Genomic DNA, 25,503 nt, shown 5'->3' with positions numbered 1-25,503 from the left:
AAAAGTATGGCTGGTCGAAGAGGATAAGAGATTGAGTATTGGATAAATGCATGTAATAGCTATATTTTTATGAAAAAAACACGTATGTTAAGATAGTTAACGTATTCATGTCATAAAACCTAACATAAAGTTCTTGATTACTAAAAGTTTTTAGAATATAATTTTCTTATTGTTAGGAAGAGGGGGCAATGCAAATATGGATTTTTTAGCTAGGGTAATTGGGGATGTAAATAATATCCTTTGGTCATATGTCATTATTGCGATGTTAATTGGGTTAGGGCTCTATTTTTCATTTCGTGTGAAATTTGTCCAAGTTCGTTACTTCGGTGAAATGATTCGATTACTTGGGGATGGAGCAAGCTCGAAAACGAGGAAAGCACAAAAAGAGAAGAGCGGCGTATCATCATTCCAAGCATTTTGTATGAGTACAGCTTCTCGTGTAGGTACTGGTAACTTAGCTGGTGTAGCTATCGCAATTTCAGCGGGTGGTCCAGGAGCAGTATTTTGGATGTGGTTAATCGCGGTAATTGGGGGTGCTTCTGCATTTGTAGAGAGCACATTAGCGCAAATTTATAAAGTGAAAGATGGGAATGCATTCCGTGGGGGCCCAGCGTATTATATGGAAAAGGGTTTAAATAAACGCTGGTTAGGTGTTGTGTTCTCTGTTCTAATAACAGTAAGTTTCGGATTGATTTTTAATGCTGTACAGTCTAATACTGTAGCGGCTGCCTTTGATGGGGCATTCAAAACAGATAGTAGGTTAGTAGGTCTTGTTATGGCTGGTTTACTTGCCGTTATCATTTTCGGCGGAGTAAAACGAATTGCTCGCGCGGTTGAAATGATTGTTCCAGTAATGGCAATTATTTATGTAGCAGTGGCATTATTCGTTGTTGTGACAAACATTACGGCAATTCCGTATGTATTTAAAGAGATTTTCTTACATGCTTTCGGAATTAAAGAAGTAGTAGGTGGGGGACTAGGAGCCGCGATTTTACTAGGGGTAAAACGCGGATTATTCTCAAATGAAGCAGGTATGGGTAGTGCGCCGAACGCAGCAGCGACTGCGAACGTAACGCACCCAGTTAAACAAGGTTTCATTCAAACTTTAGGGGTATTTACAGATACATTATTAATTTGTAGTTGTACAGCATTTATTATTCTTTTATCAGATGTGCATAATGCAGCTGATTTAAATGGAATTCAATTAACGCAGCAGGCGTTAAGTCAACATATCGGTCCATGGGCTTCTATATTTGTAGCAGTTGCAATCTTCTTGTTTGCATTTAGTTCATTAGTAGGTAACTACTACTATGGTGAAACAAATATTGAATTCTTAAATGGAAGTAAAGTGCTATTAACAGCGTACCGCATTGCTGTACTTGGTATGGTTATGTTAGGATCTGTAGCGACAATTCAAATCGTTTGGGATGTAGCAGATTTATTCATGGGTATTATGGCTGTTATTAACTTAGTGGCGATTGTATTCCTCTCTAAGTATGCTTTTGCGGCATTATCAGATTACGTAAAGCAAAAGAAACAAGGGAAAGATCCGGTATTCTATGCGGATTCTATTCCAGGTTTGAAAAATACAGAGTGCTGGGATAAGTCAGCAGTAGCTGATAAAGAAAAAGCAGTATAATGAGGTGAGCATCAAGTGAAACTTGATGCTCATTTTTTGTTTTATCCAGTTGTTTATAGATGGTAAAAGACGAACATTTATGAGCATTTCATAATTAAATGTAATTTTTTAAAGAAAAGTGCGGATATGAGTTGTGATTTATGTTAGAATGGAAAATGCCTTTGAAACAAGAGTTTTCATGACATTTCCTATCCAATCGAAGGTTACGGAGGAGAAATGGAAAGTTCGGATTATTTCTTGTTTTGAATGGTCAGACGTTCAACGTTAATGAAGAGTTAAATGGAGGATTTTATTAATGAAGTTTGTTATGTTTCTTGTAGGATTACTCGTTGTATTTGTACTCGGTTTTCTTATAAGTGCCGATCGAAAGAAGATTAAGTATAAACCAATCGCAATTATGCTTATTATTCAGCTAGCATTATCTTATTTCTTATTAAATACGCAAGTTGGTTATATTTTAGTAAAAGGAATTTCAGATGGATTTGGCGCACTTCTTGGATATGCGGAAGCTGGAATCGTTTTCGTATTTGGTGGTCTTGTTAATAAAGGAGAGGTTTCATTCTTCTTAACAGCGCTATTACCAATCGTATTCTTTGCGGTTTTAATCGGAATTCTGCAACACTTTAAAATTTTACCGATATTTATTCGTGCTATTGGTACGTTGTTAAGTAAAGTAAATGGTCTAGGAAAACTAGAATCATATAATGCAGTAGCAGCTGCCATTGTTGGACAAGCAGAAGTATTTATTACAGTAAAAGATCAATTAAGTAAAATCCCAAAACATCGTTTATATACATTATGTGCATCTTCTATGTCGACAGTGTCGATGTCAATCGTTGGTTCTTATATGAAAATGATCGAACCGAAATATGTAGTAACAGCACTTGTATTAAATTTATTTAGTGGTTTCATTATCATTCATATTATTAACCCGTACGATATTACAGAAGAAGAAGATACACTGAAATTAGAAAATAAGAAAAAACAATCATTCTTTGAAATGCTAAGCGAGTACATTATGCTTGGTTTCACGATTGCGATTACAGTAGCAGCTATGTTACTTGGTTTCGTAGCATTAATTACAGCAATTAATAGCTTGTTTGATTCAATGTTCGGTATTACATTCCAAGCTATTTTAGGATATATTTTCTCACCATTAGCATTCGTAATGGGTATCCCGCAAGCTGAGATGGTAACAGCGGGACAAATTATGGCAACAAAATTAGTATCAAACGAGTTTGTTGCGATGCTTGATCTTGGAAAAGTAGCTGGTGATTTATCGGCTCGTACAGTTGGTATCCTTTCTGTATTCCTTGTATCATTTGCGAACTTCTCATCTATCGGAATTATCGCAGGTGCAACGAAAGGTATCGATGAAAATCAATCAAATGTTGTATCATCATTTGGTCTACGCCTTGTGTACGGTGCGACATTAGTAAGTATTCTATCAGCGATTATCGTTGGTGTTATGTTATAAAAAAAGATGGTCCTAGCTCATAGCTAGGGCTATTTTTATGGTAAATTTGCATGAAAAAACCAATTAATTAGGAATATATTAACATATAAAAATCTTTTAAAATTTATATTGCATTTCGTCTAGATAACGCTTACAATTTGATTTGTAGGTGGTATCAATTTCAGACTTTCAATTATGGTAGGAGAGAAGAAGCTACCTTTTATAAATTGCAATTTATGTAAACGCTTACTGATTTTAGATGACAGTTGAATAGTTTTAGGGGTTTTAAATTTTTTTAACAACAATGGTCAGACGTCATTCGTTATACGTTATACGACCAATAACTCGTGGGAGAAGTGGAGGATTCACATATGAAGTTCGTAATGTTTCTAGTCGGTTTACTTGTAGTGTTTGTACTAGGTTTCCTTATCAGTTCAGATCGTAAGAAAATTAAATATAAACCAATTGCACTTATGCTTGTCATTCAATTGGTACTTGCGTATTTCTTACTAAATACAAAGGTCGGATTCGTATTAGTAAAAGGAATCGCAGATGGATTTGGCGCTATTTTAAAATTTGCGGAAGCTGGGGTTAATTTCGTATTTGGTGGTCTAGCAAACGATGGACAAGCACCATTCTTCTTAACAGTATTATTACCGATTATTTTCTTAGCAGTATTAATCGGGATTCTGCAACATATTAAAGTTTTACCGATTATCATTCGTGCAGTCGGTTTCCTATTAAGTAAAGTTAACGGTTTAGGAAAACTAGAATCATATAATGCGGTAGCAGCTGCAATCGTTGGTCAAGGGGAAGTATTCATTACAGTAAAAGATCAACTAAGCAAATTACCGAAAAATCGTTTATACACACTTTGTGCATCTTCAATGTCTACAGTATCGATGTCAATCGTCGGTTCTTATATGAAAATGATTGATCCAAAATATGTAGTAACAGCACTAGTATTAAACTTATTCAGTGGATTCATTATCGTTCATATCATTAATCCATATGAAGTAAAAGAAGAAGACGATATTTTAGAATTACAAGAAGACAAGAAACAAACATTCTTTGAAATGTTAGGCGAATATATTATGCTTGGTTTCTCAATCGCTGTAACAGTAGCGGCGATGTTAATCGGTTTCGTAGCATTAATTACAGCAATTAACGGTGTATTCGATTCAATTTTCGGAATCACGTTCCAAAGCATTTTAGGATATATCTTCTCACCATTAGCATTCGTAATGGGTATTCCAACATCAGAGATGCTACAAGCAGGACAAATTATGGCAACAAAATTAGTAACGAACGAATTCGTTGCAATGCTTGACCTTGGTAAAGTAGCTGGTGATTTATCAGCTCGTACAGTAGGTATTTTATCTATCTTCCTTGTATCATTTGCGAACTTCTCATCTATCGGAATTATCGCAGGTGCAACGAAGAGTATCGATGGCAAACAAGCAAACGTTGTATCATCATTCGGTTTAAAACTTGTATACGGTGCAACGTTAGTAAGTATATTATCAGCGATTATCGTTGGGGTTATGCTTTAATAAATTAAGAAAAGCAATGAGCGTAGGCTCATTGCTTTTTTGTTTAACTTGCTTTATCCAAGTCTCTTTTAAAACGTGGTTTCTCTAAATAAGTTCCCAGTCTCCACGCATATTCCACTGGCCCCATTCGGTATTTTTGGAGCCAATAGGTGCTAACGAATAATTGAATCGTATAAATTCCGATGGTTAAAAGAATACCAAAGAAATAGCCAATTTTCTCGTATAAGCCAAATCCATATGCGTAAAAAATGGTTGTTGCGATAATAGATTGCGCTAAGTAATTACTAACGGACATTTTCCCCATGTTCGCCATGTATGTTAGTAGACGGGTTGCTTTTTTGTAATGGAATAATAAAATGATTGTGCTTCCGTAAAAGAAGGTCATAGTTACTGGTGTAAGGCCATCTTGTAACATAATTAAAAGCGGGTGCTTTACGAACATAGCTAAGATTTTAATTGTAAAAGAAAAGAGACCGGTGGCAAACCATATTTTTTTGACAGCAGGTATATGTTTATTGACCTCAAATAGCCAGCCTTTTTTCCCTACATACATTCCGAGTAGAAACAGTGGAGACATAAAAATTATTGCGAAAACTGATATGAAAAATAATCCGAATGCACCGTCAATTCCCATGTAATCAAAAGGATTTTCAGTCAATCTAAAGTTGACGTGATCCATATAGCTTCCAGTTTGATGGACTTTATGTTCTTTTTCAGTATAAGGTGCAAAATCATTTATATTTGTAGATGGATCAGTTTGATAAGACATAAGTGTAATAAGTGCGAGTAGAATAATCGCCCAAATGAGCAAAGTTTTCGGTTTTCGATTGATGAACATCATTAAGAAAATCCCAATTATTCCGTATGCAAATAAAATATCTCCCTCCCAAACAAAAGTGCCGTGAATGTAGCCGAGTAGTAAAAGAATGATAATACGTCTTATGTATGTGGGGAAGAATTTTTTTCCTTTTGCGATAATACTTTTTTGTAACAAAATAATGCTAAGCCCAAATAGAAAAGAAAATAGGGATATAAAGTTATGTGTGCCGAAGAATTGAATAAACCAATTAGCGCCTTTATCAAGATCGCCGAATAGATAAGTTGGTTTTTCACTGGTGAAGAACCCGAATTGAATTAATGTCATATTGACTAGTAAAATGCCAAACAAAGCGAAACCACGAATTGCATCAACAGCTTCTACACGTTGATTCATTTTTCCTCTCCTCGTATATTCGTTTTTATATTGAAAATAATACCATTTTATAGCTGGCACTATGTCAAATATGAGGAAATTTAAGGTGATTTTAAGATAGAGAGCAAACAAAAAAATCACCTCAATACATGTATTAAGGTGATTGAAATATTATTCAGCTGGAGGCGTAAATGTACGTTTCTCTAATTCAGCATCTAGCATAAACAGTGCGTTTGAATCGCTTGTAATACGTTTTAATTTTTGAATGATGCTATCGAATGAAGCTTCTTCTTCAACTTGTTCGTCAACGAACCATTTTAAGAATGTAATTGTTGCATGTTCACGCTCGTCCCAAGCGATATCAGATAAGTTATAAATACGTTTCGTTACTTCACGCTCGTGCTCAAGTGCGACTTCAAAAGCGTTTAATACAGATTCGTATTCGTTATTTGGATTATCAAATCCAGTAATAATAGCGCGTTCTCCGCGGTCATTAATATAGTTGTAAAGCTTCATTGCGTGGAAACGTTCTTCTTCAGCTTGTACAAGGAAAAAGTTAGCGAATCCATCATAGCTCTCAGCTGTACAGTAAGCAGCCATTGCCATATAAGCATGGGCAGAGTAAAATTCAAAGTTCATTTGTTCATTTAATGCGTCGTGCAATTTTTTTGATAACATAAAATCCCCCTTAGTATTGTGACAAGAATATTATACCATAATTGATAATATTCTCATTTAGATACTTCGAACCTTTTCGAAAGCTTTGTGACGTGTGCATCCATAATGTCTTGTAAGTCTAAATCATATTTTTGCGAAAGAATAATAAGGTTAGATAGTACATCGCCAAGTTCTTCTTTTAGTTCTTGTTTTAGCTCTTCTTCTGTTTTCGCATCTTCATCAGGGCGATCGCGGCCAATTTCAATAGCACGAACGACTCGTGAAACTTCCCCAACTTCCTCGGTTAAGAAATTTAAGCGAATAAAGGCATTATACTGTGACCAGCTTCGTTTTTCGTAAAATTCCTCAACCCATCTTTGAAATGCAACGATATCCATTTCTTCCTCATCTCCTCAATATGTTGTACAATGTTCATTGTATCATAACAATATATAGTTTCGGGGTGTAGGGATGAGAAAGATTTGTGTGTTTGCAGGTTCTAATTTAGGGGAGAGACCAGAATTTAAAGAGCAGGCAATTCAGTTAGGTAAAATGTTTGTTGAGAACGACTATGAGCTCGTATACGGTGGTTCATGTGTCGGATTAATGGGAGAAGTAGCAAACGAAGTTCTTCGTTTAGGTGGACGTGTAACAGGTGTTATGCCGCGCGGTCTATTCCGAGGAGAAATTGTGCATACAGGATTAACAGAATTAATTGAAGTAGAGACGATGCACGAACGTAAAGCTAAAATGGCAGAGCTTGCAGATGCTTTTATTGCGCTTCCAGGCGGATACGGAACGTTTGAAGAACTATTTGAAGTTGTATGTTGGTCACAAATTGGTATACATAATAAGCCGGTTGGTTTATTAAACATAAAAGGTTTTTATGGACCAATTTTGCAAATGGTTGAACGTGCAGCAGAAGAAGGATTTATGAATCCATCAAATAAAGAATTGATCGTTTCAGCAGAGACAGCAGATAAACTAATTCATGCAATCCAAAATTATGAGCGTCCTGTTTTGGGAACGAAGTGGAAGCAACTATCATAGCAAATACGGAAACACATGTCGTTTTAATTTAAGATGGCATGTGTTTTTAATTTGGTTAAATATGTTAATTTTTAGATGTAATGTTTTTGGAAAAGGAGAAAGAGATGGAGGAGTTTGTGTATTTAAGACCGGTTTTTAAAAGTATTTTAGCAGCATCTATTCTTGTTATGCTAATTGTTTTGAGACAGAAGAAAGAGTTGATTAATGAATTTTCACTTTGAGTTATCTCGGTATTGTGTATCGGTGTTTCCGCGATAACGTTGTTTATGTCTGGATTCATCGTTGATGAGTATAATCTAGCCGGAGATGTGCAGAGTTTTAACATGTTTATTGCGATTGGTTGTATTAGTGGTCTGAATTTCATTATTTATTACAGAAGGCAATAAAAAGAGGCATTCCATATTACTTTGGAATGCCTTTATCATTTTGATTGCTTTGTTTTTTATACAGGTACCAGCCACCCCAGCCGCCACCAATTGCTACGACAACGAGGAAAGCATAGTCCTTAACCTCGACACGTATATTGAAAATATTAGCTATAAGTAAGAGAATCCCAACTGTTATTAACGCAAAAAATGCTCTAATTAAGTAGCCTTTCAACTGAACCACTCCCGTCATTTAAGTAGTAAATGATGAATTTGGAAAAGCTAAAGGGTGTTGCCTATATTTTAACATAGATGAGATTGTAATATATTGATAAAAGTAGGGGAGAGGGGCGTGTTAATATTGTCGTGATTTGTCGATAAGTCGATATAATTGAAAAATCGCTGATATGTTGGGGGGAATCGCCGATATATTGGAAAAATCGCTGATATAAATTTCATGTACCAGCATGCGCGATCAATCTATAGAAAAAAGCGACTCTGAACGAGCCGCCTCCGCTTTAAATGATATCCAGCTCCGGTAGCTAGAATGTTCGGTGGCTTCGCTTTTTCCTGCGAGGCACAGAGCGCCTCTACGTCAAAAGCTCCATCCCCCTCACATTCTGAACGAGCTACCTCCGCTTTTAAGTAATATCCAGCTCCAGCGGCTAGAACAGTCGGTTGTTTCACTCCTTCATTCGAGGCAAAAAGCGCCTCGTAATCAGGAGTTCCAACACCCTCTTGTTCTGAACGAGCCGCTTCCGCTTTTAAGTGATATCCAGCTCCAGCGGCTAGAACAGTCGGTTGTTTCACTCCTTCATTCGAGGCAAAAAGCGCCTCGTAATCAGGAGTTCCAACACCCTCTTGTTCTGAACGAGCCGCTTCCGCTTTTAAGTGATATCCAGCTCCAGCGGCTAGAACAGTCGGTTGTTTCACTCCTTCATTCGAGGCAAAAAGCGCCTCGTAATCAGGAGTTCCAACACCCTCCTGTTCTGAACGAGCCGCTTCCGCTTTTAATTATTATTGATTCAAGAACGCACGTAGCATCCAAGCGTGTTTTTCTAGTTCTGTGTAGATGCCTAGTAGTAGGTCAGATGTCATTTCATCGTCAGAGTCTTGAGCGATTTCCATGCCTTTTTTCAGTTCGACTAGCATCATTTCGTAGTCTTTCATGATTGCTTCGACCATCCCTTCTGCAGTTTCTCCGTATGCTGCTTCTTGAATAGAAGATAGTTCTAAGTATTCTTTCATTGTTGCTACTGGTTTGCCGCCAATTGCTAAAATACGTTCTGCAATTTCATCGATGTGAGTAGCTGATTCTGTGTAAAGTTCTTCGAATTTCTCGTGTAATGTGAAGAATTGAGGTCCTTTTACGTACCAATGGAAGTTGTGAAGTTTTGTGAATAAAACGCTCCAGTCTGCTACTTGTTTGTTTAATACTTCGATTACTTGTTTGTTCATTATGATCAATCTCCTTTTGAGTTGTTATGTGATATCAATTACTAATTTATAATTATTATAATCTAGTAATCTGTATAAATCAACCCTTTTGCTGGAATTAATTTGAACAAATTATGAACTGTTGTAAATAAAAGGCCCTATTACGGTGAAGTAATAGGGCCTTTGTTTGTTAAACAGCCTTTTGTTTTTCTTCTACATCTTGCCCATCCCAACACTCTGTATTCTTTAAGCCAGGGATAGAGTTTGCAACGAAGACAGGATCTTTTCCTTGTTTCTTTTGCTTCAAATAGTCTACTAATGCAGCGTAAGCAAATTTGCTAAGGAATGAGATGGCAATTAAGTTTGTGAATACCATTAGTCCCATGAATAAATCAGCTAAACTCCAAACTGTTTTAAGAGCAGCGATTGATCCGAAGAATACCATTCCGACAACTGCAACACGATAAATCATTAACCATGTTTTACTTTCTTTAATGAATGCGATATTTGTTTCACCATAATAGTAGTTTCCTAGAAGTGAACTGAAAGCGAATAGGAAAATAATAATCGCTAAGAAAGTGCTTGCCCACGGTCCAATTTGTGAACTTAATGCGTTTTGTGTTAATTCGATACCTTCTAAATTTGATCCTTTGTAAAGTCCAGAACATAATACGATAAATGCTGTTGATGTACATACTAAGAATGTATCTACGAAAACGCCTAACGCTTGAACAAGCCCTTGTTTTACAGGGTGAGATACATCAGATGTTGCGGCTGCATTAGGAGAACTACCCATTCCCGCTTCTGTAGCGAATAAACCGCGCTGAATTCCGAACTTGATTGCTGCTCCAATACCACCAGCGATGGCTTGGTCTAAACCGAATGCACCGTTAAAGATTTCCATGAAAATGCTTGGTAACATACTGAAGTTGTTAATAACGACAAAAATAGCCACGCCGATATAAACGATTGCCATTGGCGGAACAATCATTTCTGTAATACGTGAAATGCTCTTAATGCCACCAAAAATAATAACTGCAACTAATAAGGCTAATAGAGCTCCTACGATTGTTCGCTCTAGTCCAAAAGCATTTTCAAACGCTATTGTTACTGTATTTGCTTGCACTGAATTGAAAATTAATCCATACGCAACTGTAATAAGAAGTGAAAACCAGACGCCCATCCAGCGTTTGTTTAACCCTTTTTCCATGTAATATGCTGGTCCACCACGGAACCTACTGCCATCTTTTACTTTATAAATTTGCGCAAGTGTACATTCTACAAAACTAGTAGCTGCTCCGATAATTGCGATAAACCACATCCAAAATATTGCGCCAGGTCCACCCATTGAAATTGCTAATGCTACACCAGCTAAGTTTCCGATACCGATACGTGCTGCTGCACTTAAGCAAAATGCTTGGAATGGTGAGATGCTATCTTTCTTTTTTTCTTTTCGATTAAACCCTTTACTAATTAAGCTGACCATCTCACTGAAATGAGTAATTTGGACAAATTTTAATTTAAAAGAGAAGTAAAGACCGAAGCCGATTAGCATTGCAATAAGAATATATGACCATAAAATATTATTCGTTACCTCAAGGAATCTGCTAAAGATATCAACCATATAATACACTTCCTTTTTTTCGTAATAAGAAAATTATATGCAAAAAATATACGAGAATCAATTTTTCTAAAAAATTATGTTACTTAAAACTTTTTTATGTTATGATTATGTTACATCGTAATATTTTTAGAATTATTTACATTTTAAAAAACTAAATTTAAAGCGAGAAGGTGGGGATAATTTGAAAGAAGATTCTTTATGGAAAGTAAGCCTTCAGAGTTTGAAAATGAGAAGTAATATATTTTTTATCATTACATCTTTAAGTATCTTTTTAGGGTCCACTTATTATTACAATAAAAGATTTCCAAATCACAAATATCCTGAGTGGTTAGAATTTCTAAAGTTGATTGGATGAATAAAAGACAGAAAAACAGAAAATTAAAATAAACAAGTTATGGAGGAGCTAAAAATGAATATTAGAGAAAGTGAACTTCCGGGTATTGGTTATAAGTTTCAAATCGTTACGAAAGGTAATGAAAAGATGGTAATTGTCATTCATGATGATGGTCGTAGAGAAATGTATCATTTTGATTCAGACCATGAAGAAAGCATCTCAAGTATTTCACTACGTGACTCAGAGGCAAGACAAATCGCTGCAATATTAGGTGGAATGGTATATAAGCCTAGGGCGTTAGAAAATGTTGAGATGGTTTTTGAAGGTTTAGCGATTGAGTGGTTCAAGGTGGAGAATACAGCTCCAGCAATCGGAAAAACAATTGGCGATCTTGAAATAAGAAAAACATATAGCGTAACAATAATCGCGGTTATGAAGAAGAACATGAAGAAGCTATTTAATCCAGGACCAGAAACAGTAATTGAAGAAGGAGATATGCTTGTAGTTTCAGGTGAGAGAGAAGAAATTAAAAAAATCATTAATGAATTACTTTCAAATAGGGGGGACTGATTAGATGGATACGTTAATTTTTGAAGTTGGTACAGCTTTAGTTTTAGTGGCAATTGCAGCAGTAATTGCTGGAAAATTTAAATTCTCAGTAATTCCTTTTCTAATCGTTCTTGGAATGTTAGTAGGACCGCATGCACCGACAATAGGTGTTATCGATCTCAAATTTATTGAAAGTGCAAGTGTAATTTCCTTCCTTGGACGGATTGGGGTTCTATTCCTTCTATTCTATCTAGGATTAGAATTTTCAATGAAAAAACTAATTAAATCTGGACGCTCTATTGCGATTGGTGGAACGATTTATATTTTAATTAACTTTTCACTTGGTTTGTTATACGGATTTATAATGGGATTCCCATTACTAGAAATCTTAATTATTGCGGGTATTATTACGATTTCTTCTAGCGCTATCGTTGCTAAAGTGTTAGTGGACTTAAGAAGAACTGGTAATAATGAAACCGAATTAATTTTAGGAATTATTATGTTTGAAGATATATTCCTTGCTGTATATTTATCAGTTGTTTCTGGTTTAGTACTAGGGGATCACGCTTCCTTCTTAGGTGCCCTTACTTCAATTGGAATTGCTTTAGGATATATGCTTCTATTCTTTATAGTAGCTAGAAAGGCTACGCCGTTATTAAATAAATTGCTCAATATTAGCTCAGATGAAATCTTTATTATTGTAGTATTTGCTTCGTTATTCTTCATTGCTGGTTTTTCAGAAACAATTCACGTTGCAGAAGCAATTGGAGCACTTCTTCTAGGATTAGTTTTCTCTGAGACAGAGCATAGTGACCGAATTGAACATCTTGTTGTTCCATTTAGAGACTTTTTCGGAGCTATTTTCTTCTTCAGCTTCGGGTTAAGTATTGATCCGTTCTCATTAGGCGGAGCGATATGGTTAACGTTAGGTGCTGTCCTTCTTACGATAATCGGTAACTTTGTAGCAGGAATGATTGCAGGAAGACAAGCTGGATTATCTCATAAAGCATCAACAAATATCGGATTAACAATCGTTTCAAGAGGAGAGTTCTCCATCATTATGGCTAATATCGGTATCGCTGGTGGTTTAATGTCAGTACTGAAACCATTCTCAGCACTATACGTGCTTATACTATCCATTTTAGGCCCACTTCTGACAAAGGAGTCGAAGAATGTATATAAATTCTTAAATAAAATCTTTAAGTGGGATATGAAGAAGAGCTGAATTTTTTTAAATCAAAGTACAAGATATTTATGAAAAAAGGGATTTATGTCGACATAGATCCCTTCTTTATTGGCATTTTTTCAAGGATGAAAGAATACGTTTAATATTTACTATATTGTGGCATACATATAGAAAAAGGGTGCTTGGAAAGGGGAATAAAGAGAAATGGAACTCCAGTTTCAAAATGTATATCAACAGGTAGAGAATTGGTATGTGTTGGATTCGGAGCTTCCTTGGGATGTCAAAAAGCTGAGAGAGGATTTGTGTTCTCTTATTGAAGTATGTAAAACACCCGTTATTTTTTGTGATACGTGTGATGCAAATGATGTACTTCTATCATTAGGGGAAGAGGAAGAAGAGTTCCTATTCCCAGTAGGTGGTTTTTATCATAAAGAAAAGCAATTAATTTTCGTTTGTATGTGGGAAGAGTATGAGCAAGTTCTCAAAACGCTACTGCATGAATTTCGCCATGCGATGCAGCATAAGAGAGATATATTGTATGTGGAAAGTGAACGGTACGAAGAGCGATGGATTGAAAAAGATGCGAGGAAGTTCGCGGAGAGGAAATTGGATGAATATAAGAGTAGAAAGTTAATGTAAAGCATAGTGGAGAAATAGCGCTGTGCTTCCTTTTTACTTATTAAAAATAAGTATTTGACTTTTATTAAGTTTAGTTCTAAACTAATGATATGAAACGAGCGAGGTGATGAAATGAAAACAGAAGATAGACTAGGGCTACTATTATGGTTTCGTTTGTCACGCTTTTATAATAAGAGTATTCGTGAGACGAACCAGCATTTGAAAAGATGGAATGTATCTGCCGCCCAGTTTGATGTGTTAGCTCAAGTGGGAGGACATAATCGTTTAACGCAGCAAGAACTTGGAAATAAGCTATTTGTTACGAAAGGAAATGTAACGCAGCTTTTAAATAAAATGGAGCAGCTTGAGTGGATTTTGCGTGAACAAGAGGGTACTACGAAATATATTTCTTTAACAGAAAAGGGAAGAGCTTTATATGAGGAAATCGTCCCACCTCAAGAAACGTTCCAAGCAGAGAAGTTTCATAATTTAAATATAGAGGAACAAAAGCAATTATTAACACTACTAAAAAAGTTACAGTAAGAAAAAATTTTGAAATAAATCTCGAATTCGAGATAGTATGAGGTGAAGGATATGTTTAGAAAAGTTGATCATAAAAATATGGGCAGAGCAAATCATGGTTGGTTAAATACACATTTTCATTTTTCTTTTGCCAATTACTATAATCCAAATAACATGAACTTCGGAGCGTTACGTGTTATTAATGATGATCTAGTAGCGGCGCAAACTGGTTTTGATATGCATCCACATCGTGATATGGAGATTATTTCTTACGTTGTAGATGGTGCTTTAACACATGAAGACAGCATGGGAAATCGTGGAACGATTGAGCGTGGACATGTTCAATATATGAGTGCTGGCACGGGTGTATTTCATAGCGAGCATAATTTAGGCGATAAAACGCTGCGTTTATTACAAATTTGGATTTTACCAGACCGTGCAGATCATAAACCAAACTATGGTGAGTTTAAATTTGATTGGAGCAAGCGTGAAAATGAATGGTTCCATATGGTATCTTCAGTAGAAGGAAATGCACCAATTCAAATTCACCAAGATGCGAATTTATATTCCTTATCATTAGAGGCTGGAAAAGAAATTCATTTTCCAGTGAAAGAAGGCCGTCAATTGTACCTTGTACAAATTGAAGGAAGCAGTGTAATCAATGGTGAAAATCTTGTTATGCGTGATGCAGCAGAAGCGGTAGAAGAAGATATTCATATTGAAGCAAAAGAGCAATCTCATTATTTAGCAATTGAATTGAAAAAACAATAAAAGGTTTATAGAAAAGAGGACATCCGATAGATGTTCTCTTTTTTTGATTGGAATTGTCTGAAAAATGTTTCTCAAAATTTTGGTAGAGGTATCGGCTGGGAAAATAAGAATTGTATAAAAGTGTCAAAAATCTTTATGGGAATGGGGAATGTTATAGTGAAAAAGCAAGTCATTTCATCAGCATTAGCGTTAACTGTTATCGCAGGGGGATTTGGAGCGTTTGGGGCAACGACAACGAAAGCGGAAGAACAAAAAATTCAATATCATCAAGAATTTAAAACACCTGCATACATAGGTGAAGAATGGAAAGCACCGGAAGGACTAGATAAAAAAGAGACAGTCTTTCAATACTTAGAGAGTAAGAAAGATATGTTTAAATTAGCAGGAAATATTGAAAAGCATTTTAATATCGTTGGGGAAGAAAAAGACGCTGAATCTGATACGACACATGTGAAGCTAGTTGAAAAACATAATAACATTCCTGTGTACGGTTCTGATCAAACTGTTACACTTGATAAAGAGAATAATGTAAAAGCATTCTTCGGACAAGTTATTCCGAATTTAGATGATAAAAATATTCCTGCAGCTGCAAGCATTACTGCGGAACAAGCAGAAACGATTGCAAAGGCAGATATTGAGAAAGAAATTGGTAAAGTAAAGAGTTATGACGGTGTGAAAAAAGATTTATTTGTATATGAAAAGGACGGTAATTACTACCTTGCATACTTAGTTAAGGCATCGATTTCAAAACCAGCTCCAGGATATTGGCATTATTTTGTTGATGCAACGAATGGAAATGTTATTGAGAAATATAACGCTGTAGATAACATTACTGGATTTGGTTACGGAGTATTAGGTGCTAGACAATCATTTGAAATTGCTCAAGATACGAAAACAGGACAATTCAACTTGTTTGATGGTAAACGAGGACAAGGTGTTCATACATTTGATGCAGAAAATATGGACGAGAACTGGTTTAATTTATTCTCACAATGGCTTGGATATACAGGAGAAGAAGTTGAAAGTAAATCTAAGTTCTTCGAAGATAAAGCTGCAGTTGATGCGCATGTAAATGCAGGGAAAGTATATGATTACTACAAAAAGACATTTAATCGTAACTCTTTCGATGATAAAGGTGCGAAGCTTATTTCAACTGTTCACGTAGGTACAGCTTGGAATAACGCAGCTTGGAATGGTGTGCAAATGATGTATGGTGATGGAGATGGAAAAACTTTCATTCCATTATCTGCTGGACTTGATGTTATCGGTCACGAATTAACGCATGCTGTAACTGAACATACAGCAAACCTTGTTTACAAAAATGAGTCAGGGGCGTTAAATGAATCGTTATCTGACATTATGGGCGTTATGGTTGAGAAGAAGAGCTGGGATTTAGGTGCTGACATTTATACACCTGATAAACCAGGCGATGCACTTCGTTCATTAAAAGATCCAGCGTCTATTCCAAACCCATTAAAACCAAGTGAAGGTTACCCAGATCACTATAGTAAACGTTATACTGGAACAGCTGATAATGGCGGCGTTCATATTAACAGTAGTATTAATAATAAAGCTGCTTATTTAGTATCTGAAGGCGGAGATCATTACGGCGTGAAAGTAACTGGAGTGGGCCGTGAAGCGACAGAAAAAATTTACTACCGTGCGCTTACGAAATATTTAACTGCAAACTCTGACTTCAAAATGATGCGTCAAGCTGCACTTCAGTCAGCTGAAGATTTATACGGTAAAAACTCTAAAGCTGTACAAGCTGTAACGAAAGCTTATGATGCAGTAGGTGTAAAATAATAAGAGAAAAGACCTGACATCCTAGTCAGGTCTTTTCTTTATCCCGCTATCCCTAAATGATGAAATTTCCACTTTATTTAGTCGCGAATACTTAATGCGATTTTCGCCATACGTGACATACGTTCTTTCGACCAGGGCGGATTCCAAACGACATTTACTTCTATTTCATTAACTTCAGGTACGTTTGTTGATAATACTTTTTTAACGTCTGATACGATTTGCCCAGCCATTGGACAACCGATAGAAGTCATAGTCATCGTAATGACAGCATTATTATTTTCATCTGCTGTAACGTCATACACTAATCCAAGATTAACGATATCAACACCTAGTTCAGGGTCAATAACAGCTTCTAAATTGGCAAGTAATTTATTTTCAAATGCTTCTTGTGACATAAGCAGCCCCTCCTACACTTTAATGATATCGATTCTCATTATAACGGAAATGAGCATAATGTGCAGGAAATGAGCTCAAAAAAATATCCCTCTTTCAAAGAAGGGATATTTTTGAACATCTATTCTGTTTTAAAATGAGATACGAGTTGATCTAACTCTTCAACTGTTTGTTTCATTTTTCTAGCAGTTACTGTCATTTCATTCATAACAATAACTTTCTGTTCAGCAGATTGCGCCGTTGCGGCAGTTTCGCTGGATACTTCAGTAGAGATAGAAGCGATGTTATTAAGTGAAGCATTCATTTCTTCAGCACTTGCAGCCATTTCTTCAGCAGTTGCTGATATATCTTGCATTTGAGTAGATACTTTATTTACTTGTTCCACAATTGTTGTGAAAGAAGTACCAGCTTCACGAATAACATTGATACCTTCAAATGCTTCAGAACGGCCTTGAGACATCATAGAGCTAGCAGTTTCTGTATCATTTTGAATTTGATGTAGTAATTGATTAATGTCTGTTGCAGCTGTTTTAGATTGTTCAGCAAGTTTTCGAACTTCGTCAGCTACGACAGCAAATCCTTTTCCGTGCTCGCCAGCACGAGCTGCCTCAATAGAAGCATTTAAAGCAAGTAAGTTTGTTTGCTCAGCAATATTAGAAATAGATTGTACAGCAGTATCAATATATTTCGTATGAGTGATTAGACGTTCAACCACTTCTGACGTAGCATTTACAGCTTCGTGTATTGTTGTCATTTGTGAAACAGATTTTTGGATAACGGTACTTCCATCGCTAGCATGTTCAGATGTGGCAACAGCAAGTTCCGCTACAGATGAAGCAGATTCAGCGATACGCTGAACACTTACTGCCATATCGTCCATTGCAGTTGAACTTTCTTCCATACTAGAAGTTTGTGATTGAATACTTGCATTTAAGTTGGACATCGAGCTTTGGACTCTTAATGTCGCCTCACGTGATGTATTCGTTTTTTCCAGCATATTTTCAGAAGCGGTTTGTACTTCCACTGATGTTTTTTGAACACGATTAATGATATGTTGTAGGTTTTCTAACATTTTATTAAATGATGTTGCGATAGCACCTATTTCATCGTTGCTATTTACTTGTAGACGTGCCGTTAAGTCACCTTCTTCAGAGGCTAATTCTTTTAGTTTTGTATCAATTTGTTGAATTGGTTTCACAAGTTTACCAGAGAACCACCATGCAAGAATAATTGCAACGACAATACAAATAACAAGTGATAGAAAGACTGCATATTCAATTCCTAGTGAAGATTGATCAATTTGTTCAATAGATTGTTCACGTAATTTAGCTTGTTCATTACTGTAATTTGTGAAGTCACCAATTACTTTATAGACCGTTCCGTTTTCTGAAGAAGCTACTTGTAAAGCTTCTTCCCATTTTTGTTCTTTTGCAAGAGTGAATACTTTTTCTTCAACGAACTTTCTCCAAGTAGACCCTAATTCCATTGTACTTTTTACGGATGAAGAAAGATTTGGATTAGAAAGAAGTTTATCTTTTGAATCCTCAAGACGTTTACTCATCTCATTAAACTTGTCTAATTCGACTTGATCATGTTGTAGTAAATAACCTCTTAAAGCAGATAGCTGTACTTGATAAGCGTCTCCACGTTCTTTCAATTCTGTTGCCAGTGGAGAAATTTCTTTTTGTAATGTTTCAGCTTTACGAGATTGGTCAATAGCAAAAAATAAAATAAAAGCTAAGGCGATGCCAAATAAAGCGCAAATCGTTCCCATCATGAATATAAGTTTTTTTCTGATACTTACAAAATTCATATAATTAAAAGCCTCCTTTGTGAAATCTTAGTATTAGAATTAATAAATGTAAAAAATTGAAAGAAAGCTTTACTCCAGTTGGAATAAAGCTTTCTTATTTCCTTTAGGAATTATAGCAGACGGAATGAGAGATAGAAAGAGATATTTTAAAGTGAAAAAGGAGAACCTGTAAAACTTTCTTTCCTATACCTTTGAGCTCGTGTCATTTTCACTTTAAGCGTTTGTTTTGAAATGAGAGACGAGAACTTCAAGTTCTTGTACGATTGTTTTCATTTCAGATGATTTGTTAGCCACGATACTCATTTTGTTTACTTGATCACCAGCTGAATGTGCTGTTTGTGATGTTTCTGCAGCAACTTCATTTGAAATAGAGGCGATATTATTTAAAGCTGCGTTCATTTCTTCAGAGCTTGCAGCCATCTCTTCAGCAGTTGCAGACATTTCTTGCATTTGCGTAGAGACTTTGTTAATGTGGTTAACAATTTCTGAGAATGAAGATCCGGCAGTACGAATAACAGTAATTCCTTCAGAAGCTTCTGCTTGACCTTGTGTCATCATGTCATTTGCTATTTTAGTATCGGCTTGAATTTGATGCAGTAAATGGTTAATGTCAGTTGCGGCTAGTTGAGATTGTTCAGCAAGTTTTCGAACTTCATCAGCAACAACAGCGAATCCTTTTCCATGTTCACCAGCACGAGCTGCTTCAATAGAAGCATTTAAAGCGAGTAAATTTGTTTGCTCGGCGATATTCGAAATAGATTGAAGTGCAGTATCGATATGATTTGTATGTGTAATGAGTCGCTCAACTACTTGTGATGTAGCGTTAACAGCTTCGTTAATTGTGTGCATTTGTGTAATAGATTTCTCAATGACTTTATTCCCATCATCTGCTTTTTCTGAAGTTGTGACAGCTAAACTAGTAACAGAAGAGGCGGACTCAGCGATACGCTGAACACTTGTTGCCATGTCATCCATTGCAGTTGAACTTTCTTCAATGCTAGAAACTTGTGAACGAATATTGTGTTCAAGAGCATTCATAGTTTCTTGGGTCCTTGCGGTATTTTCCATAGAAGCAGTCGTTTCGATAAATACATTTTCGGAAGCTTCTTTTACACTTGTTGATGTTTGTTGAACTTGTTTTATTATATGCTGTAAGTTAGTGAGCATTTGATTAAAGGAATTTGCAATGTCACCTATTTCATCTTTACTTGTTACGTGTAATCTAGCCGTTAAATCTCCATCTTGAGAAGCTAATTCTTTTAACTTCTCATCAATTTGTCGAATTGGTTTAACGAGTTTACCAGAGAACCACCATGCTAATAAAATAGACGTTAATGTACATGTAATGAGTGAGAAGAAAATAATATATTGAATAAGTGATGAAGAAGACTCGACGTCAGCAATTAATGCGTCACGTTTCTCATTCTCTTCATTTGTATATTTATTAAAACGATCTAAAAGATCATTTACATAATCTGTTTGTGCTAAAGCAATTTTGGATGCTTCGTCCCATTTTCCTTCACGAGCAAGAGGTAGTACCTCATTATCTATGACGCTACGCCATTTTCCCCCCATTAAAATAGCTTCTTTCATTCCTTCTGGGAGCTTCTTGTCACTTGTTACTTTCTCTCTAGTATCAGCTAATTTTTTCCCTTCTCGGTTGAACTTATCTAATCCTTTTTGATCATGTGATAGTAAATATTCTTGTAAACCAGCAACTTGTGCTTGGAACCAATCGCCACGTTCTTTTAAAATCGTCGCTCTTTTTGATACATCATTTTTTAACGTTTCGATTTCACTTGCTTGATTCATGGCGAATGAAAGAATAACTATAAGAGCAATGCTAAATAAAGAAGAAATGCTTAAGAGTGTGAACAGTAGTTTTTTTCGAATACTAACATATTTCATCGTTACCCCTACCCTCATTTAAACTGTTTATTATGATTTATGGATATTTAAAACGAAATTAATAAAAACATTATTATGAAGTTATTAATCTGTTCAATAAAAATTATAGCAGATAATGGAAGGAGTCAGATTGGTATTAGAAAAAGTTCTTAAAATGTATACATTTGCATATCATAAAATTCATAAATAAATATTAGAAATGCTATTGAAATTTGAAATGACATCATGTATACTTCTAATTAGTTGATAACGATTATCAGTATCAACTAAAACATTACTCTTCGTTATGTTGGTCATACCCCTTTTTGACGACGTAAGTCAGAGACGAAATGTTGAAATATCTTGTGTCCTATTCTACAGAATTATGGTAATCTCCAACCTCAACTTATATGCGTGAGCATGCAAAAAGGATCCTATCCGTGAAGGGATCCTTTTTTGCATGCTGTCGTAATTATTGTATATAGACCAGGGATACGTTCTTCGATTCCTTCCGGTGCAGTAGAAGGGAAGAGCCATCTTTGATGAGGTCCGTGTTCTTCAACTAGTTTTTCAATTTTAAAATGTTCTTCCGCGAGTGTTGTAATAATTTCTCCTAACGTCCAGCGACGGATGGTTGTTTTAGGTAGCGATTCTTTCTGTGCTTCTGTAAGAAGGATGCTATAAGCAACATCATCTTCAATTAATTCTTCATCGAAATAATTTCCACTTGCTCGAAATGATGGATGGTCTACTCCTAATAGCTTTGTGTATATTGGATGGTAATCGCGAAGGATAAGTATTCCACCGGGCTTTAGTAGTTGAGAGATTGTTATAAAAAGTGGCTTTAAATCTAGAAAGTAATGAAGTACACCAAGTTCCAGTAATACGATATCAAATGATTTGGAGAGATTTACATCTAGTACATCAGAAACGATGTAATGAATAGAGACGCCTGCGGCTTCCGCAAGTTCATTTGCATATTTTGCATTACTTGCTGAAATATCAACAACTGTTACGTCAGCTCCTAAAAGAGCGAGTGCGACAGCTTTATTTCCTTTTGAGCCGAGTAAATTAATAATACATTTTCCTTTTGGAGATTGTATGTAAGGTAAATAATGTGCTACTTCGCGCGTGGGATCTTTCATGATTTTTTTCGCATAATCAGCTGGTGCCCCGTGGTGATTCGTCCAAGCTTCATAAGCAACTGTATTCCAGCTTTTTTCATTTATAGTGCTTAGTTGTTTTTGGTTCAATGTTATCACTCCTTTTGTGAACGTATAGTTATTCGGCAGAGGGATGGGATTTCCTTTTCTTTCTGAATAAAAGTTTGATTTTTCTGTTATTAAGTCGTACAATACTTTTTATACGTAAAAGCGTTGAAAAGGAAAAGTAGGATGAACACATTCTTTCCAGAGAGCTTCGGTAGCTGAGAAGAAGCAAGAATATTCATTTGAACAATGGCCTTTGAGCTTCGTCCTGAACTTATCAAATGATAATAGTAGGTGGCGACGAGAGTTGGTACTCGTTATCAAAACCACAGTATAAGAGCATATAGCTCCGTACTTGTTAAGGCTAATTATGTGAGTAATTGGCGAAATAAGGTGGTACCGCGACTGTTTATACAGCCCCGCCCTTATCTTTTTTAAGATAAGGGCGGGGCTTTTTATATTTAAAAGGAGGAATGTAAGATGAGTATTTTTATTGGAGGCGCTTGGCCGTATGCAAATGGTTCGTTACACCTTGGCCATATTGCGAGTTTGTTACCTGGAGATATTTTAGCGCGTTATTACAGGGCAAAAGGTGAGAATGTGCTGTATGTTTCAGGGAGTGATTGTAATGGAACACCGATTGCAATTAGGGCAAAACAAGAAGGTGTGACAGCGAAAGAAATTGCTGATAAGTATCATGAAGAGTTCCAGCGATGTTTTCGTAGCCTTGGTTTTACTTATGATTGCTATACACGTACAGATAGTGAGCACCATCATGAAACGGTTCAAAATGTTTTTTTACGTTTATTAGAAGAAGGACATATTTATAAAAAAACAGTGGAACAAGCGTATTGTGAAACGTGTACGCAGTTTTTACCGGATCGTTATGTAGAAGGAATATGTCCACATTGCCATGAAGCAGCAAGAGGAGATCAATGCGATGCGTGTTCAGCTATTTTAGATCCACTCGATTTGTTAGAAAAGAAATGTAAGTTATGTGGTAGTACACCATCCGTACAGGAAACAGAGCATTTCTATTTTGCGTTGCATACATTTCAGCAGAAAATTAAAAAAGTTGTAGAAATCGCAAAAGAAAAAGGAACATGGCGTGATAATGCAATTCAATTAACAGAAAGATATGTAAAAGAAGGGTTACAAGATAGGGCAGTATCAAGAGATTTACCAATCGGGGTACCAATTCCAGTAGAAGGGTATGAAGATAAGAAAATTTACGTATGGATTGAAGCAGTGACAGGCTATTATTCAGCGAGTAAACATTGGGCTGAAGAAACAGGGAAAGATGATCAAGAGTTTTGGGATAGCGAAGCGAAAACATATTATGTGCACGGAAAGGATAATATTCCGTTTCATTCCGTCATTTGGCCAGCGGTATTACTTGGAATAGGGGAGGAAGCAATCCCGCGTCATATCGTTTCGAATGAATATTTAACAGTTGAAAAAAGAAAATTATCTACAAGTAAAAACTGGGCAGTATGGGTGCCTGACATATTAGAACGCTATGATCCAGATTCTATTCGTTACTTTTTAACTGTCAACGCACCAGAAAATCGCGATACTGATTTTTCATGGCGGGAATTTATTTACAGTCATAATAGTGAATTATTAGGTGCATACGGGAACTTTGTGAACCGGACATTAAAGTTTATCGAAAAATATTATGGTGGTATCGTGCCGAAGGGAAGTATTGAGGTAGAGCTGAAAGATAAAGTAGGAGGATTATATAAGCGTGTAGGAGAGGCGATTGAGCAAACTAAATTTAAGGTGGCGCTAGAAACAATATTTGATACAGTACGTTTTGCAAATAAATATTTTGATGAAAAGCAGCCTTGGAAACAAAGAGAAGATGATCCAGTTTCATGTGAAGAAACGATTTATAACTGTGTGTATCTTATCGCTAATTTTGCCCATCTCCTTGAACCATTTTTACCATTTTCAAGTGAAAGAGTTCGAAACACATTGTCGATTGTGAACCGAAATTGGGAACCACAAAATACGTTGCCAAGTAGAATTGATAGCGTGCAGCCATTATTTGAGCGAATCGATGTAAAACAAATTGAGCATGAGATAGAGAAGCTGTATGGAGCGGTAAAATGAGATAGAGAAAAAGACCTTTCAAGTAAATGAAAGGTCTTTTGTTATGCAGTATGATTCTCTTTCTTATCTTTCAAAAAGAAAAGTACAGCAAGGATTACAAGAATAATAGCTGCAATATCATACGTTATTTTAAATGTAGTATTAAAGTTTAAGTACTCTACGAAAGGAGTTTTCACTGCTCCTGCATATATACAAACGGGAATGAGAAGTAAATCGTAAAATTTCTTTTCTTTCATATATCTTATTAGGAAGAAGATACACATAATAGCAAAAAATATGATGCTTAAAATAGTCATTTATACCTCCAGATAAATTTACTTATTTTAATTGCAGTTATATCTTTTATATAAATTCTGTATTTTTTCAAGCGCTATGCACGCGATTGTGTTTCCTTTCTTTCCTAGCCGTAAGCAGCTGAGGAGTGAAAATCCCAACCAATATAAAAATAATACCAATCCACTGCATGAATGTTACGACTTCATGTACAAGTGTAATAGAAGCGATAATAGCAGTTGGTAATTCAGCTGCACCTAATATTGTACCAAGCCCTGTTCCAACCTTTGGTACACCGATTGAAAAACAAATGACAGGTACAACAACGCCGAATAATCCGAGGAAGAAAGCATATTTCCATAGGCCAGCTTGCAAAGCACCGTCTGTTAAAAAGGTTGGCGGAAAGAATAGGCATACGATAAGAGTAGCACTTGTTGTCATAAGAAAGCTTTTCGTATAAGGCGGAACATCCGTAGCGACGCGCCCGCTTGCAAAAACATAGAATGAAAAAGAGACCGCAGCTAATAGCCCAAAGATAATCCCTTTCGTAGAAAAACTTTGTCCGAGGCCTTCAAATACACCACCTGCAAACAATGTACCAGCAAATAAAATAAGGATAGATATGATCTTATCGCGGCTTGGAAATGTTCGATTTGCAATGGCTTCGATAATGACACCAATCCAAGTGAACTGAAAGAGTAGGACGACAGCGATAGATGCGGGTAGTTCTTCTACAGAAATAGCGTAAAAAATCCCAGTCATACTCATTGTTGTTCCGACGGTTAGTAATGAAAAAAATTGTTTTTTTGTTACTTTATGTTGTGAAAAGAAAAGAACGAGTAGAAATAGTCCAATCCATCCGAAGACATATTGTCCCCCTAGGAGTTGATGTGCTGAAAATCCATTTATGAATCCGAGTTTGAAAATAGTTGAAAGTATGCCGTAGCTGCAAGCACCGAATAAAACGAGCAATGAATATTTAAACTTTTCCATAAAAAATCCTCCTTTTAAGTAATAAAAAACGCCCGCTATCCAAATAAGGATAACGGGCGAAC

24 protein-coding genes, 1 pseudogene and 1 other annotated feature are annotated in these 25,503 nt (G+C 36.0%); of the genes and pseudogenes, 12 read left to right on the top strand and 13 right to left on the bottom strand.

Translation table 11 applies throughout. The features are described from left to right. Positions 1 to 196: 196 nt before the first annotated feature. The 3 genes from NST27_RS24825 to NST27_RS24815 all read left to right on the top strand — a co-directional run bounded on the left by NST27_RS24825 (position 197) and on the right by NST27_RS24815 (position 4,648). On the top strand, positions 197 to 1,639 hold the full coding sequence (locus NST27_RS24825) for an alanine/glycine:cation symporter family protein (RefSeq protein WP_000346415.1): 1,443 nt from the start codon (positions 197 to 199) through the stop codon (positions 1,637 to 1,639). A 295-nt stretch (positions 1,640 to 1,934) separates the two neighbouring features. Next, the gene (locus tag NST27_RS24820; RefSeq protein WP_000673839.1) at positions 1,935 to 3,116 is read left to right on the top strand and encodes a NupC/NupG family nucleoside CNT transporter; all 1,182 of its coding nucleotides are present in this window, start codon (positions 1,935 to 1,937) and stop codon (positions 3,114 to 3,116) included. 350 nt (positions 3,117 to 3,466) lie between these two features. Then, positions 3,467 to 4,648 (top strand): NupC/NupG family nucleoside CNT transporter, encoded by a 1,182-nt coding sequence (locus tag NST27_RS24815; RefSeq protein ID WP_000673874.1) that lies wholly within the window; start codon positions 3,467 to 3,469, stop codon positions 4,646 to 4,648. 43 nt (positions 4,649 to 4,691) lie between these two features. Here the strand turns inward: NST27_RS24815 and NST27_RS24810 are convergent, their stop codons facing one another. The 3 genes from NST27_RS24810 to NST27_RS24800 form a co-directional block, all read right to left on the bottom strand. Beyond that, on the bottom strand, positions 4,692 to 5,861 hold the full coding sequence (locus tag NST27_RS24810) for a DUF418 domain-containing protein (RefSeq protein ID WP_001076354.1): 1,170 nt from the start codon (positions 5,859 to 5,861) through the stop codon (positions 4,692 to 4,694). 150 nt (positions 5,862 to 6,011) lie between these two features. Further along, the gene (locus NST27_RS24805) at positions 6,012 to 6,518 is read right to left on the bottom strand and encodes a ferritin (protein WP_000949403.1); all 507 of its coding nucleotides are present in this window, start codon (positions 6,516 to 6,518) and stop codon (positions 6,012 to 6,014) included. 53 nt (positions 6,519 to 6,571) lie between these two features. Continuing rightward, positions 6,572 to 6,895: a MazG nucleotide pyrophosphohydrolase domain-containing protein gene (locus tag NST27_RS24800; protein WP_000355749.1), complete on the bottom strand. Its 324-nt coding sequence runs from the start codon at positions 6,893 to 6,895 to the stop codon at positions 6,572 to 6,574. A 73-nt stretch (positions 6,896 to 6,968) separates the two neighbouring features. Between NST27_RS24800 and NST27_RS24795 the strand changes: the two genes are divergently transcribed. After that, positions 6,969 to 7,547 carry an LOG family protein gene (locus tag NST27_RS24795; protein WP_001225751.1) on the top strand — a complete coding sequence of 193 codons (579 nt, stop codon included), beginning with the start codon at positions 6,969 to 6,971 and terminating at the stop codon, positions 7,545 to 7,547. Positions 7,548 to 7,651: 104 nt separating this feature from the next. Further along, positions 7,652 to 7,933, top strand: a pseudogene (locus NST27_RS24790) (hypothetical protein). Between the two features lie 16 nt (positions 7,934 to 7,949). On the opposite strand, the gene NST27_RS24785 reads toward NST27_RS24790, so the two are convergent. The 4 genes from NST27_RS24785 to NST27_RS24770 form a co-directional block, all read right to left on the bottom strand. Further along, on the bottom strand, positions 7,950 to 8,147 hold the full coding sequence (locus NST27_RS24785; RefSeq protein ID WP_047387135.1) for a hypothetical protein: 198 nt from the start codon (positions 8,145 to 8,147) through the stop codon (positions 7,950 to 7,952). Between the two features lie 245 nt (positions 8,148 to 8,392). Further along, complete coding sequence (locus NST27_RS24780) at positions 8,393 to 8,845, bottom strand: hypothetical protein (protein ID WP_341035222.1); 453 nt, start codon at positions 8,843 to 8,845, stop codon at positions 8,393 to 8,395. Positions 8,846 to 8,929: 84 nt separating this feature from the next. Next, complete coding sequence (locus NST27_RS24775) at positions 8,930 to 9,370, bottom strand: Dps family protein (protein WP_001041895.1); 441 nt, start codon at positions 9,368 to 9,370, stop codon at positions 8,930 to 8,932. Positions 9,371 to 9,539: 169 nt separating this feature from the next. Next, a complete protein-coding gene (locus NST27_RS24770; protein ID WP_000227591.1) occupies positions 9,540 to 10,973 on the bottom strand; it encodes an alanine/glycine:cation symporter family protein in 1,434 nt (477 codons plus the stop codon). A 409-nt stretch (positions 10,974 to 11,382) separates the two neighbouring features. On the opposite strand from NST27_RS24770, the gene NST27_RS24765 reads away from it, so the two are divergent. The 6 genes from NST27_RS24765 (at position 11,383) to NST27_RS24740 (ending at position 16,759) form a co-directional block, all read left to right on the top strand. Then, positions 11,383 to 11,877 (top strand): cation:proton antiporter regulatory subunit, encoded by a 495-nt coding sequence (locus tag NST27_RS24765; RefSeq protein WP_001026075.1) that lies wholly within the window; start codon positions 11,383 to 11,385, stop codon positions 11,875 to 11,877. Between the two features lie 4 nt (positions 11,878 to 11,881). Then, complete coding sequence (locus tag NST27_RS24760) at positions 11,882 to 13,081, top strand: cation:proton antiporter (protein ID WP_000380222.1); 1,200 nt, start codon at positions 11,882 to 11,884, stop codon at positions 13,079 to 13,081. A gap of 165 nt (positions 13,082 to 13,246) precedes the next feature. Next, positions 13,247 to 13,681 (top strand): DUF3920 family protein, encoded by a 435-nt coding sequence (locus NST27_RS24755; protein ID WP_000422796.1) that lies wholly within the window; start codon positions 13,247 to 13,249, stop codon positions 13,679 to 13,681. Between the two features lie 111 nt (positions 13,682 to 13,792). Beyond that, positions 13,793 to 14,203: a MarR family winged helix-turn-helix transcriptional regulator gene (locus tag NST27_RS24750; RefSeq protein ID WP_000845487.1), complete on the top strand. Its 411-nt coding sequence runs from the start codon at positions 13,793 to 13,795 to the stop codon at positions 14,201 to 14,203. A 51-nt stretch (positions 14,204 to 14,254) separates the two neighbouring features. After that, on the top strand, positions 14,255 to 14,953 hold the full coding sequence (locus tag NST27_RS24745; RefSeq protein ID WP_000488931.1) for a pirin family protein: 699 nt from the start codon (positions 14,255 to 14,257) through the stop codon (positions 14,951 to 14,953). Positions 14,954 to 15,109: 156 nt separating this feature from the next. Beyond that, entirely contained in the window at positions 15,110 to 16,759 is a 1,650-nt protein-coding gene (locus NST27_RS24740) for a M4 family metallopeptidase (protein ID WP_033685825.1), read from the top strand. A gap of 77 nt (positions 16,760 to 16,836) precedes the next feature. Here the strand turns inward: NST27_RS24740 and NST27_RS24735 are convergent, their stop codons facing one another. The 4 genes from NST27_RS24735 to NST27_RS24720 all read right to left on the bottom strand — a co-directional run bounded on the left by NST27_RS24735 (position 16,837) and on the right by NST27_RS24720 (position 22,105). Beyond that, positions 16,837 to 17,154, bottom strand: a complete 318-nt coding sequence (locus tag NST27_RS24735) for a metal-sulfur cluster assembly factor (RefSeq protein WP_000076423.1) — start codon at positions 17,152 to 17,154, stop codon at positions 16,837 to 16,839. A gap of 119 nt (positions 17,155 to 17,273) precedes the next feature. Further along, on the bottom strand, positions 17,274 to 18,965 hold the full coding sequence (locus NST27_RS24730) for a methyl-accepting chemotaxis protein (protein ID WP_001012188.1): 1,692 nt from the start codon (positions 18,963 to 18,965) through the stop codon (positions 17,274 to 17,276). Between the two features lie 213 nt (positions 18,966 to 19,178). Beyond that, positions 19,179 to 20,873 (bottom strand): methyl-accepting chemotaxis protein, encoded by a 1,695-nt coding sequence (locus NST27_RS24725; protein ID WP_000878438.1) that lies wholly within the window; start codon positions 20,871 to 20,873, stop codon positions 19,179 to 19,181. Positions 20,874 to 21,286: 413 nt separating this feature from the next. Beyond that, the gene (locus NST27_RS24720; protein ID WP_047387127.1) at positions 21,287 to 22,105 is read right to left on the bottom strand and encodes a class I SAM-dependent methyltransferase; all 819 of its coding nucleotides are present in this window, start codon (positions 22,103 to 22,105) and stop codon (positions 21,287 to 21,289) included. Positions 22,106 to 22,219: 114 nt separating this feature from the next. After that, positions 22,220 to 22,490 (top strand) — a binding site (T-box leader). Between the two features lie 50 nt (positions 22,491 to 22,540). Between NST27_RS24720 and metG the strand changes: the two genes are divergently transcribed. Continuing rightward, positions 22,541 to 24,175, top strand: coding sequence for a methionine--tRNA ligase (metG, locus tag NST27_RS24715; RefSeq protein WP_000021561.1), 1,635 nt, complete (start codon positions 22,541 to 22,543; stop codon positions 24,173 to 24,175). A 41-nt stretch (positions 24,176 to 24,216) separates the two neighbouring features. Here the strand turns inward: metG and NST27_RS24710 are convergent, their stop codons facing one another. Continuing rightward, a complete protein-coding gene (locus tag NST27_RS24710; protein WP_000154123.1) occupies positions 24,217 to 24,471 on the bottom strand; it encodes a hypothetical protein in 255 nt (84 codons plus the stop codon). Positions 24,472 to 24,538: 67 nt separating this feature from the next. Further along, complete coding sequence (locus NST27_RS24705) at positions 24,539 to 25,441, bottom strand: EamA family transporter (protein ID WP_000410478.1); 903 nt, start codon at positions 25,439 to 25,441, stop codon at positions 24,539 to 24,541. Positions 25,442 to 25,503: the final 62 nt, after the last annotated feature.

This window comes from Bacillus sp. FSL W8-0770, assembly GCF_038008705.1.
Classification (GTDB): Bacteria; Bacillota; Bacilli; order Bacillales; family Bacillaceae_G; genus Bacillus_A; species Bacillus_A cereus.
This window is presented reverse-complemented; position numbering and strand designations above follow the sequence as displayed.